Here is a 1,110-nt window from a genome sequence, read left to right on the forward strand (position 1 = left end):
CATCAACTGCCGCTGTGAGTTGCTTGCTTCCGCCTGGCAAGATGCTTGCCGTGCTTGGGCTGACCGTTACGCTATTGACGGCTGGCGCCACCGTTACCGTGATCGCCGCAGATGCTTTCTTCGTTGCGTCTGCCGTCGACGTTGCCGTGATCGTATAGCTACCCGGTGCCGCATTCGCGGACACGGTTACTTTACCCGTGTTGTCCACTGCCACTTTGTTGCTGGCATCACTGCTACTCCACGTAACCGTGGTCGCTGCTCCACCAACGACATCAACTACCGCTGTGAGTTGCTTGCTTCCGCCTGGCAAGATGCTTGCCGTGCCCGGGCTGACCGTTACGCTATTGACGGCTGGCGCCACCGTTACCGTGATCGCCGCAGACGCTTTCTTCGTTGCGTCTGCTGTCGACGTTGCCGTGATCGTATAGCTACCCGGTGCCGCATTCGCGGACACGGTTACTTTACCCGTGTTATCCACCGCCACTTTGTTGCTGGCATCACTACTACTCCACGTAACCGTGGTTGCTGCTCCGCCAACGACATCAACTGTGGCTGTGAGCTGCTTGCTATTGCCTGGCAAAATGCTTGCCGTGCTTGGGCTGACCGTTAAGCTATTAACTGCTGGCGCCACCGTCACCGTGATCGCCGCAGAAGCTTTCTTCGTTGCATCTGCTGTCGACGTTGCCGTGACCGTATAAACGCCTGGTGCCGCATTCGCAGCTACGGTTACTTTACCCGTATTGTCCACTGCCACTTTGTTGCTGGCATCACTGCTACTCCACGTAACCGTGGTCGCTGCTCCGCCAACGACATCAACTGTGGCTGTGAGTTGCTTACTTCCTCCTTGCACCACACTTGCACTAATCGGAGTGACACTCACACTATTGACCGCTGGCGCCACCGTTACCGTAATCGTTGCAGAGGCTTTCTTTGTTGCGTCTGCTGTCGACGTGGCTGTAATCGTATAATTACCCGGTGCCGCATTCGCTGCTACGGTTACTTTACCTGTGTTGTCCACCACTACTTTGTTACTGGCGTCACTACTACTCCACGTAACCGTGGTCTCTGCGTCACCAACGACATCGACTGTCGCTGTGAGTTGCTGGCTTC

Annotated in this window: 1 protein-coding gene; it reads right to left on the reverse strand. The window is 56.0% G+C overall.

The window, feature by feature from the left end; all coding sequences use genetic code 11:
• Positions 1-1,110: Ig-like domain-containing protein (locus tag HPT30_RS00820; protein ID WP_175369672.1), on the reverse strand; the 1,110-nt coding region annotated here is incomplete at both ends.

It is taken from the genome of Paenibacillus agri, from assembly GCF_013359945.1.
Taxonomy (GTDB): Bacteria; Bacillota; Bacilli; order Paenibacillales; family Paenibacillaceae; genus Paenibacillus_AQ; species Paenibacillus_AQ agri.